General features: G+C 73.5%; 11 protein-coding genes. 5 read left to right on the top strand and 6 right to left on the bottom strand.

Translation table 11 applies throughout. The annotated features are described in order from the left end of the window. Positions 1-69: 69 nt before the first annotated feature. The 5 genes from ABZ924_RS01780 to ABZ924_RS01760 form a co-directional block, all read right to left on the bottom strand. Positions 70-825, bottom strand: coding sequence for an SDR family oxidoreductase (locus tag ABZ924_RS01780; protein ID WP_361902436.1), 756 nt, complete (start codon positions 823-825; stop codon positions 70-72). Positions 826-835: 10 nt separating this feature from the next. After that, the gene (locus ABZ924_RS01775; RefSeq protein WP_361902433.1) at positions 836-1,627 is read right to left on the bottom strand and encodes an SURF1 family protein; all 792 of its coding nucleotides are present in this window, start codon (positions 1,625-1,627) and stop codon (positions 836-838) included. A gap of 72 nt (positions 1,628-1,699) precedes the next feature. Further along, complete coding sequence (locus tag ABZ924_RS01770) at positions 1,700-1,933, bottom strand: hypothetical protein (RefSeq protein ID WP_361902430.1); 234 nt, start codon at positions 1,931-1,933, stop codon at positions 1,700-1,702. 63 nt (positions 1,934-1,996) lie between these two features. Then, on the bottom strand, positions 1,997-2,974 hold the full coding sequence (locus tag ABZ924_RS01765) for a DEDDh family exonuclease (protein WP_361902943.1): 978 nt from the start codon (positions 2,972-2,974) through the stop codon (positions 1,997-1,999). Positions 2,975-3,039: 65 nt separating this feature from the next. Further along, on the bottom strand, positions 3,040-3,672 hold the full coding sequence (locus ABZ924_RS01760) for a helix-turn-helix domain-containing protein (RefSeq protein WP_361902427.1): 633 nt from the start codon (positions 3,670-3,672) through the stop codon (positions 3,040-3,042). A gap of 133 nt (positions 3,673-3,805) precedes the next feature. Between ABZ924_RS01760 and ABZ924_RS01755 the strand changes: the two genes are divergently transcribed. From ABZ924_RS01755 to ABZ924_RS01740, 4 genes are read left to right on the top strand one after another with little or no spacing between them, the layout of a single operon-like run. Next, positions 3,806-4,603: an acetoacetate decarboxylase family protein gene (locus ABZ924_RS01755; protein ID WP_361902423.1), complete on the top strand. Its 798-nt coding sequence runs from the start codon at positions 3,806-3,808 to the stop codon at positions 4,601-4,603. Position 4,604: 1 nt separating this feature from the next. Then, positions 4,605-5,489 carry an SDR family NAD(P)-dependent oxidoreductase gene (locus ABZ924_RS01750; RefSeq protein WP_361902420.1) on the top strand — a complete coding sequence of 295 codons (885 nt, stop codon included), beginning with the start codon at positions 4,605-4,607 and terminating at the stop codon, positions 5,487-5,489. A gap of 13 nt (positions 5,490-5,502) precedes the next feature. Continuing rightward, positions 5,503-6,795 carry an amidohydrolase family protein gene (locus tag ABZ924_RS01745; RefSeq protein ID WP_361902417.1) on the top strand — a complete coding sequence of 431 codons (1,293 nt, stop codon included), beginning with the start codon at positions 5,503-5,505 and terminating at the stop codon, positions 6,793-6,795. Further along, positions 6,785-8,014, top strand: coding sequence for an amidohydrolase family protein (locus ABZ924_RS01740; protein ID WP_361902414.1), 1,230 nt, complete (start codon positions 6,785-6,787; stop codon positions 8,012-8,014). Before ABZ924_RS01745 ends, ABZ924_RS01740 begins: the two co-directional genes overlap by 11 nt. A 22-nt stretch (positions 8,015-8,036) precedes the next feature. Here ABZ924_RS01740 and ABZ924_RS01735 read toward each other — a convergent pair whose 3' ends face one another. Beyond that, the gene (locus tag ABZ924_RS01735) at positions 8,037-11,153 is read right to left on the bottom strand and encodes an NACHT domain-containing protein (RefSeq protein WP_361902411.1); all 3,117 of its coding nucleotides are present in this window, start codon (positions 11,151-11,153) and stop codon (positions 8,037-8,039) included. Positions 11,154-11,288: 135 nt separating this feature from the next. Between ABZ924_RS01735 and ABZ924_RS01730 the strand changes: the two genes are divergently transcribed. Then, on the top strand, positions 11,289-12,218 hold the full coding sequence (locus tag ABZ924_RS01730; RefSeq protein ID WP_361902408.1) for a sterol desaturase family protein: 930 nt from the start codon (positions 11,289-11,291) through the stop codon (positions 12,216-12,218). Positions 12,219-12,317: the final 99 nt, after the last annotated feature.

Below are 12,317 nucleotides of genomic sequence, written 5' to 3'. Positions count from 1 at the left end.
TCTGGGGGCACCTCCCAGCGGTAGCTGGGGGAGAAGGGGCGGGGTGGGGGAACGGCTCCGCGCAGCGGGTCAGAAGCCGTGGCGGAAGCCGCCGTCGATGGGCAGCATGATGCCGGTCAGGTACGAGGCCGCCGGCGAGAGCAGGAACGCGGCGGTGCGCCCGAACTCCTCGGGCGTGCCGTAGCGCCGCAGCGGGATGTGCGCCTCGTTCGCCGTCCGGGCAGCGGCGGCGTCGCCGGACAGTGCGTCCAGCTCCCGCACCCGATCGGTGTCGATCCGCGCCGGCAGCAGCCCGAGCACCCGGATGCCGCGCGGCCCGAGCTCCACCGACAGGGACTTCGCGAAGCCCGCCAGCCCCGGCCGCAGGCCGTTGGAGATGGTCAGGCCGGGGATCGGCTCGTGGACCGAGCCCGACAGCACGAAGCCGATGACCCCGCCCTCGCCCAGCTCGGCCGCGGCCGCCCGCGCGAGCCGCACCGCGCCCAGGAACACCGACTCGAACGCGCCCGCCCACTGCGCATCGGTGAGGTCGGCCGCGAAACCCGGCGCCGGACCGCCGACGCTGACGAGGATGCCGTCGAAGCGGCCGAAGCGTTCCTTCGCCGTGGCGATCAGCCGCTCGGCGGCCGCGGGGTCGGCGTTGTCGGCGGCGACCCCGACGGCGTTCGGGCCCAGTGCGGCCGCGGCCTCTTCGGCGCGCGCCGCATCGCGGCCCGTCAGCACGACCTTCGCGCCGTCGGCGGTGAGTTCGCGCGCCGCGGCGAAGCCCAGCCCGCGGGTGGCTCCGGTGACGACGTAGACACGGTCCTTCAGTCCAAGATCCATGCCGGACAACCTACGCGGTCGGCGCCGGCTCCCGCACGGGGGCTGCGGCCGCCGCGGCGGCCTCCCGGTCGCGCCGCTCGCGCCGTACGAGGACCAGCCAGCCCACCGGCACCGCCGCGGCGAACAGCCACCACTGCACGGCGTACGCCATGTGCGGGCCGATCGAGTCGTGGTCGGGGTCGGCGATCGCCTCGGGGCCCCCGCTCGCCGGGAGCGGCGCGGTGAGCTCCAGGTAGCCGCCGAGGACGGGCCGTCCGAGGTACTCCGCCGCCTGCGCGCTGTTGATCAGCATCACCTGGCGGTCCGGGAGGCCCTTGCGGTCCTTGATGCCGCTGCCGCCGCTGGTCTCGTCGGCCTTGAGCCGGCCGGTGACGGTGACCTCGCCGGAGGGGGCGGGCGGCACCGGCGGATAGCCGGCCGGGTCGTCGCCGGCGGGCACCCAGCCGCGGTTGACCAGGACCGCCCGGCCGTCGCCCATGACGAGCGGGGTCAGGACGTGGAAGCCGACCTTGTCGTCATTGGAGGTCCGCATCCGGACGACCACCTCGTGCGCGGAGTCGTACGTGCCGGTGGCGGTGACGGCGCGCCAGTAGTCGGAGCGGGGGACGCGGTGGCCGGGGGAGGTGACCTCGGCGACGGGTGCGGGCTCCGCGCGCAGGTTCGACGTGATCAGCTCGTTCTGCGCGACGCGGTGCTCGTGGCGGTGGTACTGCCAGAAGCCCAGCTTGATCATCACGGGGATGAGGACGAGGGCGACGAGGGTGAGGGTCACCCACTGCCGGGTCAGCACAAAGCGGTACACGCCCACGACGGTACCCCCAGCCGGGAGGACCCCGGCGGCCGGGTGGCCGTCCGGGGCCGGGGGAGAGGGACGTCACACGCGGTCGACGATGCCCACCTTCCCCTCCGCCCGGGCGCAGTGCGCCCCGCAGTACCACTGCCCTCCGACCTCCACGCCCTGTCCGATGACCTGGACCCGGCAGTGCTCGCAGATGGGCGCCATGCGGTGGATGGCGCAGGCGAAGCAGTCGAAGACGTGCACCGCGCCCTGCGCGTGCACTTCGAAGGACATGCCGTAATCGTTTCCGCAGACCTCACAACGTGCCATGCGCCACAGGGTGGGACGCGGCGGCGGGCCGGGGAAGCGGGCGCCGGGCGAGTCGCCCGAGGCTCACCCGTCTGCCGCAGCCACGTCCCGCAGCAGCTGGGTGAAGGCGGCCTCGTCGACGACCGGGGTGCCGAAGGATTTGGCCTTGACGGTCTTCGAGGTCGCCGAGTCGGGGTCGTTGGTGACGAGCAGGCTCGTGAGCCGCGACACACTCGTCGCGACGTGCAGCCCCGCCTCGACCGCCCGGTCCTCCAGCAGTTCGCGGTCGATGGAGGTGTCGCCCGAGAAGGCGACCCGCATGCCCTGCTTCAGCGGCTTGCCGTCCTCGAAGCGCCCCGGGTTGGGGTGCGGGCACGGCGGCCGCTTGCGGGAGGGCCGCCAGCTGCCGCCCCGGTACGAGGCCTGGTGGCCGATCCGCGCGGTGACCGGGGAGTCCGTCCACTCGGTCAGCGGCCGGCACTCCAGCAGCGGCAGCCGCACGCCGCCCTGCGCCGCGGCGTGCAGCGAGGGGCGGAAGGCCTCCGCGAGGACGCGGGCGTCGTCGAGGGCGTGGTGGGCGCGCTGCTGGACCACCCCGAAGTGCGCGGCGAGCGACTCCAGCTTGTGGTTGGGCAGCGGCAGGTTCAGCTCCTTCGACAGGGCGATGGTGCACAGCCGCTGACGGACCGGCGCGGTCACGGCGGCCCGCGCGTACTCCCGGGCGATCATCTGCCAGTCGAAGATGGCGTTGTGCGCGACCAGGACCCGGTCGGCGAGCCGGGTCGCGAACTCCGCGGCGATGTCCTGGAACAGGGGGGCGTCCTGGAGCATCTCGCTGGTCAGCCCGTGGATCCACACCGGGCCCGGGTCCCGCTGCGGGTTGACCAGGGAGTACCAGTGGTCCTCCACGTTGCCCTGCGCGTCGAGCCGGTAGACGGCCGCGGACACTATCCGGTCGTCGCGAGCGAGCCCGGTGGTCTCCACGTCGACGACCGCGTACCCCTGGGGGTACGCGGTCGGCCACGTCGTCTCTGCGGTCGTACGGTCGTCGAGCATGGTCACAGAGGATATCGGCACCGACTGACACCCCGGCCCCGGCGGGCAGCGGCCCGGCCGCCGCGGCCGGTTCACCGCGGGGGCGCGGCCGGTGCCAGCAGGGAGCGGACCAGGGCCCGTACGGAGAGCAGGAAGAGGTGTTCCGGATCGGCCGGCCGGGACAGGGCCCGGGCGAGCGGGGCGTCGTGCGGGGCGTCGGCCGGGTCCCACAGCTCGCTCTCGGCGGGGGACTGGGCGGGGGAGCGCTCGCGGTGGCGCTCGACCAGGACGAAGCCGATGATCTGGAACTGGATCGCGCGGACGGCGTCCGCGGCCCGGGTGCCGCGCAGCCCGGCCGCGTGCACCTCCTGGACCAGCGCCTGCTGGGCGGGCAGGAACATGCGGTCGGTGAGGCCGCGTTCGTGCACCATCGCGATCAGGTGCGGGCGCTCGCGCAGCTCGCGGCGCAGGGTGCGGGCGACGGACAGGATCCGCTCGGCGGGGGTGCGGCCGGCCGGCCGGATGGCCTCCATGTCCCGCACGGTCCGCTCGACGAGCGCGTCCAGGAGCTGCTCGCGGTTGCCCACGTGCCAGTAGATCGAGGTGACCGCCGTGCCCAGCTCGGCGGCGAGCCCCCGCATGGTGAGGGCGACCGGGCCGTGCCGTCTGACCAGCGCGGCGGCGGCCGCCAGGACCGCCTCGCGGGTGAGCGGGCTCCTCGCCATGGGCGTCCTCCCCGGGTCGGACCGTTCGACGAATTTCCGATGCACCGTCAGTTTCCTTGTGTGCGGCCCTCTTTACCCTTCATCGGCGGCGGTGTAACTGTGTTACAGGCCCGACCGAAGGATGGTGCGGAACATGGCACGCGTACGGTACGGAGCGCGCACCGAGGCGGAGATCGCCGCGTCGCGCGAGAAGAGCTCGAACCTCCCCGACATCTGGTCCACCGGAGTCGTGGCCGTCTGGGAGACCGACCCGGACGTGGTGGCGGCCGTCCTGCCGCCGCCGCTGAAGCCGGCCGAACGGCCCCTGGTACGGGCCAACATCAGCAAGGTCGACCTGCCCGGCTACCCGCTCGGCGCCGGATCGGTGGCCGTCGCCGCCCGCCACGGCGGGGTCGAGGGCTGGTACCCGCTGGTCATGCCCATGACGCACGAGCGGGCCCTGACCGGCGGCCGCGAGGTCTTCGGCGAGCCCAAGAAGCTCGGCGAGGTCACCGTCGAACGCGACGGTCTGGTGGTCCGGGCCGCCCTCGCCCGGCACGGCATCGCCTTCGTCGAGGTGCGCGGGGCGGTGGACCGCGAACTGCCGGTGCCCGAGCCGGCGCAGAAGACCGACTTCTACTTCAAGTTCCTCCCGGCGGTCGACGGCTCCGGCTTCGAGAGCGACCCGGTCCTGGTGCACTGCACGCGCAACGAGAAGGTCCGCAGGCTGGAGCACCTCACCGGTGACGTGGTCCTCCGGGAGTCCATGTTCGACCCGGTCGCCGACCTGCCCGTACGCCGCCTCGTGGAGCTGACCATCGGCGAGAAGACCACCGACCAGCAGGGCCGGGTCGTCGAACGGGTCAGCGCCCGGGCCCTGCTCCCGTACCTCCACCAGCGCTACGACGACCCGCAACAGGCCTTCGACGGCCCGCCGGAGGGGAGTGCCTGACATGCGGCTCGAAACCGGACAGGTGGCCGTCGTCACCGGCGCCGCGAGCGGCATCGGCCTGGCCATGGCCCGCCGCTTCGCCGCCGAGGGACTCAAGGTCGTCCTCGCCGACGTCGAGGAGGGCGCCCTGGGCAAGGCCGCCGCAGACCTGCGGGCCGAGGGGGCCGAGGTGCTCGCCCAAACCGTCGACGTCAGCGACCGCGAGGCCGTCCAGGCCCTCGCCGACGCCGCGTACGGGGCCTTCGGCGCCGTCCACGTCCTGTGCAACAACGCGGGCGTCGGCTCCGGCGCCGAGGGACGCATGTGGGAGCACGAGCCCAACGACTGGAAGTGGGCCTTCTCCGTGAACGTCTGGGGCGTCTTCCACGGCATCCAGGCCTTCGTCCCCCACATGATCGCGGGCGGCGGGCCCGGCCACGTCGTCAACACCTCCTCCGGCGACGGCGGCATCGCGCCCCTGCCCACCGCCTCCGTCTACGCCGTCACCAAGGCGGCCGTGGTCACCATGACCGAATCCCTCTACGCCCACCTCAAGGCCGAGGGCGCCTCCGTCGGCGCCTCCGTCCTCTTCCCCGGACCGCACATGCTGCGCACCGGGCTGTGGGAGTCGCACCGCAACCGGCCCGAGCGCTACGCCAAGGAGCGGCCGCGCAGGTCCCCGTACCGGACCCTCGACCAGTACGAGGCCGCGATGCGCGCGGCCGGGCACGAGGTGGCCTTCACCCCGGTCGAGGAGGTCGCCGAGCACGTCGTCGACGGCATCCGCGCCGACCGCTTCTGGATGCTCCCGGCCAGCGAGCACAGCGACCGGCAGATCCGCGCCCGGTCGCAGTCGATGCTCGACCGCGCCAACCCCGCCTACCTGGAGAGCTTCATCCTCGACTGAGGAGGGACACACCGTGAGCGCGCACGAAGACCCCTACCTGATCATCTCCTCCGACTGCCACGCCGGCCTGCCGACCGAGCAGTACCGCCCCTACCTCGACTCCCGCTTCCACCGCGCCTTCGACGAGTTCCTCGGACAGCGCGACGCCCGCCGCGCCGAGGCCACCCGGCTCGGCATCCGCAACGAGGCCTTCGCCGAGAAGTGGTTCCACGACAACGAGGAGGGCCTGCGCGGCGGCTGGGACGTCGCCCAGCGCCTGAAGGAGCTCGACGGCGACGGCGTGGCCGCCGAGGTCGTCTTCCCCGACGCGGACGCCGTCGACAGCCAGACCGCCGCCCCCTTCGGAGTGGGCCTCGGCCTCTCCGGCGACCAGGACCCAGAGCTCGGCATGGCGGGAGCGCAGGCGCACAACCGCTGGCTCGCCGAGTTCGTCTCGGAGCACCCCGAGAGGCACTGCGGGGTCGCCCTGCTGCCGATCACCGGCGAGCCGGACCGGGTCGTCGCCGAGATCCACCGGGCCAAGGAGTCCGGGCTCGGCGCCCTGATGATCCCGTCCATGTGGGTGGACCGGGCGCCCTACCACGACCGCCGCTACGACCCGGTGTGGGCGGCGGCCGCCGAGACGGCCATGCCGATCGTCACCCACTCGGGGGCCGCGCCCCGCCACGAGTACGGCGACCACCTCGGCATCTACGTCTCCGAGGTCACCTGGTGGCCGGCCCGCCCGCTGTGGTTCCTGCTCTGGTCCGGGGTCTTCGAGCGGCACCCCGGGCTGAAGTTCGGCGTGGCCGAATCCGGCTGCTGGTGGCTGCCCAACCAGCTCTGGTTCATGGACCGGCTCTACCTCGGCGCGCACGGAGGCAAGAAGCTGTCGCCGTTCGCCGAGCTCAAGCGGCCGCCGAGCGAGTACCTCGACCGCCAGGTGTTCGTCTGCGCCACCAACACCAAGCGGCGCGAACTCGCCCAGCGCTACGAGATCGGCGTCGACAACATCCTGTGGGGCTCGGACTTCCCGCACCCCGAGGGCACCTGGCCCGACACCCGCAACTGGCTGGCCAAGACCTTCCACGACATCCCGGTGGCGGAGACCCGCCGGATGCTCGGCCTGGCCGCGGCGGAGGTCTTCGGCTTCGACACGGCGGAGCTGGCGCCGATCGCCCGCCGCATCGGCCCCACGCCGGCGGAGCTCGGCCAGTCGCCCGACCAGGCCGCCGTCGAGGCCTCCTGGGCCCGCTCGCGCGAGGTGGGCCGGCACTGGCTGACCGAGCACGATTTCCCGGTGCTGGGGGTCTGCGATGGCCGATGACCGCTACACGGTCGTCTCGGCGGACTGCCACGCGGGCGCCGACCTCCTCGACTACAAGCCGTACCTGGCCAAGAAGCACCACGACGACTTCGACGCCTGGGCGGCCGCGTACGTCAACCCGTACGAGGACCTCCTCGCCGACACCGCCGACCGCAACTGGAACTCCGACCGCCGGCTCGCCGAGCTGGAGGCCGACGGCATCGTGGCGGAGGTCGTCTTCCCGAACACCATCCCGCCCTTCTTCCCCAACGCCTCGCTGATGGCACAGCCGCCCACCCGCGCCGAGTACGAGCAGCGCTGGGCCGGGCTGCAGGCGCACAACCGCTGGCTCGCCGACTTCTGCGCGCAGGCCCCGGGCCGGCGGGCGGGCGTCGCGCAGATCCTCCTCAACGACGTGGACGCGGCGGTCGCGGAGATCCGCCGCACCCGGGAGGCGGGCCTGACCGGCGGCATCCTGCTGCCCGGGGTCCCGCCCGGCTCGGCGGTCCCCGAGCTGTACTCCGAGGCGTACGACCCGATCTGGGCGGTCTGCGACGAGCTGGACGTCCCGGTCAACCACCACGGCGGCTCCGCGTCGCCGCCGCTGGGACCGGAACCGGCGGCGCGGGCGGTCTTCATGGTGGAGACGACCTGGTTCTCGCACCGGGCCCTGTGGCACCTGATCTTCGGCGGTGCGTTCCGGCGCCACCCGCGGCTGAAGCTGGTCCTGACCGAGCAGGGCTCGGGCTGGATCCCGGGCGTGCTCGACATGCTGGACTATTACCACGGCCGCCTGGTCTCCGCCGCGACCAGGGCCGCCACGGCGGAGTCCAAGTTCGGCGCGGGGCTCGCGGAGGCCATGGGCAAGGGGCCGAGCGATGTCTGGCGGGACAACTGCTTCGTGGGCGCGAGCTTCATGCGGCCGCACGAGGTCCCGCTGCGGGAGCGGATCGGCCTCGACAAGATCATGTGGGGCAGCGACTACCCCCACGACGAGGGAACCACCCCGTACTCCCGCGAGGGCCTGCGGATCGCCTACGCGGGGGTGCCGCGGGAGGAGGTCGCCGCCATGGTCGGCGGCAACGCGGCCCGCGTGTACGGCTTCGACCTGGCGCTGCTGGATGCGGTGGCGGCGAAGCACGGGCCGCTGGTCGCGGAGATCGCCGAGCCGCTGGCCGCGCCCCCGCCGGACGCCACCAGCCCGGCCTTCGCCCGCGGGGGCTCGGTCCGGGTCTGGTGACGCCGGGCTCCGCCGGGGCGGGTCACCAGGGGCTCAGCCTCTTGATCCGCTCGGGCGGGATCCGGTCGAGGCCGTCGGCCCGGACGTTCGAGCCGAGCTCGATGGTGAGCTGCTCCAGGTCGGCGAGCGGGGCCAGGTCGTAGTGGCTGCTCAAGCCCGTCAGGACCAAGCGCCGCAGCGCGGGGAGGTCGCGGAGCGCCGCCAGCCCGTCCGGGCAGCGGCAGTTGCCGAGGTGCACGCTCTCCACCCGGGACTGGCCGAGGAGGGTCGTGAGGTCCAGTTCCCCATGGTCGGCCACGTTGAGGGAGCGCAGGTGCGGAAGCGGCGGCAGCGCTTTCAACCGGCTGACGTGCGCGGGCTCGCTGACGGTCAGCGTTTCCAGGCCCGGCCAGCGCTCCAGGGAGTCGAGCAGGATCCCGGGATGGCGCAGGGCGAGTCCCTTGAGCGACTGCGGGGCCGGGAGGTGGGACACCAGCGCCACGCTCGAGGGCGTGTTGAGCGTCAGCCATTCGAGGGCCCGCAGCTCGGCCAGGGGCGAAGCGTCCAGCCCGAAGGGCAGGTTGCTCAGCACCAGGGTGGCGAGCCGGGGCAGGGCGGTGAGCGGTCCCAGCCCGGACAGGTTCGTGCAGCTGTAGAGGCCCAGGTAGTCCAGTTCCTCGTTGACCGTCAGGGCATCCAGGTCCGTCAGCCCGCTCTGGAAGAGGACCAGGCTCTTCAGAGGCAGGCCGGCCAGGGACTCCGGGATGCCCTCGGCGTCGCTGATGTGCAGGCTCTCCACCTGCTGCACCTTGGGCAGGGCGGCCATCTGCTCGGGTGTGCGGACCATCAGCATCGTCCTTCCGAGGACCGCATCGGCCAGCACCTCGTCGGCGTACATCCCCGCGTCGAAGTACTGCCAGCCCCGGCCCACCTCCCACTGCACGGAGGTGCGCCCGTCCTGCCGGAACCGGGCGACGACCGCCATCGCCCGCGCCCCGCCGACCGTCGTCGCCGTCCGTACGCACGCGGCCGCTTCGTCCTCGGACAGTCCCTCGGGGCCCGGTAGCAAGTCCAGCACCAGCTCCCCGGCCTTGGCCAGTTCCTCCGCCTGCTCGGGCGTGCGCGGCGGCAGGAGTTCGGCCGTGCGGGACTGGATTTCGCGGCGGAGGGCCGGGTCCAGTTCGGGGGCGTGTTCCAGGGAGGCCGCGGCCAGGAGGACCAGGCGGCTGCTGGCGCCCTTGACCTTGTCGGCGCGGCGCAGCAGCCCCCGCAGGATGCGGGTGCGCTCGTCGGGGCGGGCGTGGCCGACGGCCATGCGGACGACGTCGTCCCACGTGTCGTCGTGCGCGTTCTTCACCAGCACGCCGAAGTCCCGTGACTCCACCGCCGCCTTGGCGCCCAGGTAGTCCTGGAAGGTGCGGTGGACGAAGTCCACCGAGCCCTTCACCGGCTCGCGCAGCAGCCCGCTGCGGATCAGCAGGTGCGCGAACACCTGCTCCGCAGCGCCCTGTTCCCGCACCTGCGGCATCGCCTCGAGCCACTCGTCCACCAGCTCGACGGCCTCGTCGCGCCCCGCCTCCACCTGCCCGTTGCGGATCAGCCAGTACGCGAACCGCTGGAGCAGCAGGATCTGCTCGTCGCGGGTCAGGTAGACCCCTTCGACCCCGGCGATCTCCCGCTCGGTGTCGCGCCGGACCAGCAGCATGTCCAGGGCCGCGTCGTACAGCTCCTTGCGGGCCCGCGGCAGCTGCATCCGCCGGTCCCGGTTCAGGGCGCACAGGAGGGCGCACATCAGCGGGTTCGTCGCCAGTCGGCCCAGGTCCCGGCGGGCGGAGACGGCCTCCAGCAGCGAGGCCTCGTACGCGTCGAGCTCCTCCCGGGCGGAGCCGGGCCAGCCGGGCCCGCCGGGGCCGCACTCGGCGCGCGCGGCCCGGTGCCAGTGCGCGATGAACGCCCCGATGTCCTGCCGCTCCATCGGCAGCAGCGTGTGCGGGGTGAACCCCTGCCCGGCGAGCCAGTCCTCCGGGACCGCCGAGGGCCGGGTGGTCACCACGTACCGGGCCTTCGGGAAGGCCGAGACCAGGGAGCGCAGCCAGGTCTCCGTACGCGTGCGCAGCCGCTGCGGGACCTCGTCGACCCCGTCGACCAGGACCAGCGCCCGCCCGCTCAGCATCAGGTCCTCGACCCAGCCGGCCGGGGCCGACAGCGGTATCCCCGAGGCCTTGAGGAAGTCCTCCGGCAGCGGCAGGTTCTCGGCCGTGGTGAACGCGCGCAGCCGCAGCACGAACGGCACGCAGGTGCTCCAGGGCCCGGCGGTCTGCCGGGCCGCGTTCAGGGCGAGCCACTGGACGAGGGTGCTCTTGCCCGAGCCGGCCGGGCCGCGCAGCAGGACCCGGTCCGCCGTGCCGAGCGCCTGCTCGGCCTTGACGGTGCTCCGGTGGTGCACACCGGGCTCGCCGGGCAGCAGCTGCTGCTCCGCGCCCACCCCGCTGACCGCGAGGCTGATGTACGCGAGGTCCAGCGGCCATTCCTCCCGGGCCCGCCCTGTGGTCAGCCCGTACAGCTGGAGCCGCCCGTGCGCCTCGGCGAGGTAGCGGGCGTACCGCTCCTCGAAGGCGTGCGCGGCGCCGCTGCGCTCCTCGCCGAGGCGGTCCACGGCGCGCGCCAGCTCGCCGGTCCTGCGGACCAGTTCCACATCGGCCCGGGCCCCGAACGCCGGCAGGGTCGTCAGGTACTCCACCGCGTGGACGCACGCCAGCCGGATCAGGTCCCGGCAGGCGGCCTCCGCCGCCGCGCTCAGCCCCGCGGCCGGCGGCACGGGCAGCCGGGCCGCCAGGGCCGCCGGGTCCAGGTCGGCCGCGAACAGGGCGTCGGCGTCGACCTTGCCCAGTGCGGCGAAGGCATCGGCCGCCGCGTCCAGTGCCGCGAGGCGCTCGTGCTCCGGCAGCCGGGCCGCGGCCGGCCCCAGCCGCTCGGCCAAACCCGCGGCGAGCTGCCGGAGTTCGGGCGCGGCGAGCTGCGCGGGGCGGCGCCAGCGCTGTGCCGGGCGCACCGCCCCGTCCGTGAGTCCGGCGCCGGGCACCTGCCCGAGTCGCGACCTCAGCAGCGACCCCGCCGCCGTGCTCGCCGCCCGTAAGACCGCCGTTTCGAAGCCCGTCATTTCCCCGGCGCCCCCGCCCTTTCGTCCGCTTCTCCCGGCCTTGGACCCTACAGCGCGAACCGCCGGTAACCCCGATGGATACCGATCGGTAACAACCCCTAGCGGCGCCCCGGGAGCCGCCTCTATGGTGCGGGCATGCCGAACCTGCCCGATGTCGTGCTGTGGTCGATACCCGCCTTCGTCCTGCTCACCGTGATCGAGGTGGTGAGCTACCGGATCCATCCCGACGAGGACGCCGCGGGGTACGAGACCAAGGACGCCGTCACCAGCCTCGCCATGGGCATCGGCAGCATCTTCTTCGACTTCCTCTGGAAGATCCCCGTCGTCGCCATCTACACCGCGGTCTACGAACTGACCCCGCTGCGGGTGCCGTTCCTGTGGTGGACCTTCCTGCTCATGCTGTTCGCCCAGGACTTCTTCTACTACTGGCAGCACCGCGGGCACCACGTCATCCGGATCCTGTGGGCCTGCCACGTCGTCCACCACAGCAGCCGGAAGTTCAACCTGACCACCGCCCTGCGCCAGCCGTGGACCAGCGCCACCTCCTGGCCGTTCTACCTGCCGATGATCGCCCTCGGCGTGCACCCGGCGGCCGTGGCCTTCTGCTACTCGGTCAACCTCCTCTACCAGTTCTGGATCCACACCGAGCGCATCGACAAGCTGCCCCGCCCGGTCGAGTACGTCTTCAACACCCCCTCCCACCACCGCGTCCACCACGCCTCCCAGGGCGGCTACCTGGACCGGAACTTCGGCGGCATCCTGATCATCTGGGACCGGATGTTCGGCTCCTGGGTCGGCGAGGAGGAGCGGCCCGTCTTCGGGCTGACGAAGAACATCAGCACCTACAACCCGCTGCGCGTCGCCACCCACGAGTACGCCGCCATCGCCCGCGACGTCCGGGCGGCCGCCACCTGGCGCGAGCGCGCGGGCCGCGTCTTCCGCGGCCCGGGCTGGAGCCCCGCGGCCGCCGCCGCAGCCGCTGCGACCGGTGCAGCCGGTACGACCGGTGCGACCGGTTCGGCCCCGAGCCGCGGGTCCGCCGGCAGCCCGGAGCGCGCCGCGTGAGCGCGGTGGCGGTGCCGCCGCAGGGCGGCGCCGCGACCGGCCCCGCGCCCCGGCCGGCGGCCCGGCCGCGCGCCCGGCCGCCGGGCCGCCCGCCGGCCC

This window comes from Streptomyces sp. NPDC046876, assembly GCF_040645035.1.
Lineage (GTDB): Bacteria > Actinomycetota > Actinomycetes > Streptomycetales > Streptomycetaceae > Streptomyces.
This window is presented reverse-complemented; position numbering and strand designations above follow the sequence as displayed.

Excerpts from the sequence above, each read along its gene's own strand:
- ABZ924_RS01750 (WP_361902420.1), top strand. The coding sequence starts at position 4,605 with ATGCGGCTCGAAACCGGACAGGTGGCCGTCGTCACCGGCGCCGCGAGC.
- ABZ924_RS01740 (WP_361902414.1), top strand. The coding sequence starts at position 6,785 with ATGGCCGATGACCGCTACACGGTCGTCTCGGCGGACTGCCACGCGGGC.
- ABZ924_RS01770 (WP_361902430.1), bottom strand. The coding sequence starts at position 1,933 with ATGGCACGTTGTGAGGTCTGCGGAAACGATTACGGCATGTCCTTCGAA.
- ABZ924_RS01755 (WP_361902423.1), top strand. The coding sequence starts at position 3,806 with ATGGCACGCGTACGGTACGGAGCGCGCACCGAGGCGGAGATCGCCGCG.
- ABZ924_RS01735 (WP_361902411.1), bottom strand. The coding sequence starts at position 11,153 with ATGACGGGCTTCGAAACGGCGGTCTTACGGGCGGCGAGCACGGCGGCG.
- ABZ924_RS01730 (WP_361902408.1), top strand. The coding sequence starts at position 11,289 with ATGCCGAACCTGCCCGATGTCGTGCTGTGGTCGATACCCGCCTTCGTC.
- ABZ924_RS01760 (WP_361902427.1), bottom strand. The coding sequence starts at position 3,672 with ATGGCGAGGAGCCCGCTCACCCGCGAGGCGGTCCTGGCGGCCGCCGCC.
- ABZ924_RS01780 (WP_361902436.1), bottom strand. The coding sequence starts at position 825 with ATGGATCTTGGACTGAAGGACCGTGTCTACGTCGTCACCGGAGCCACC.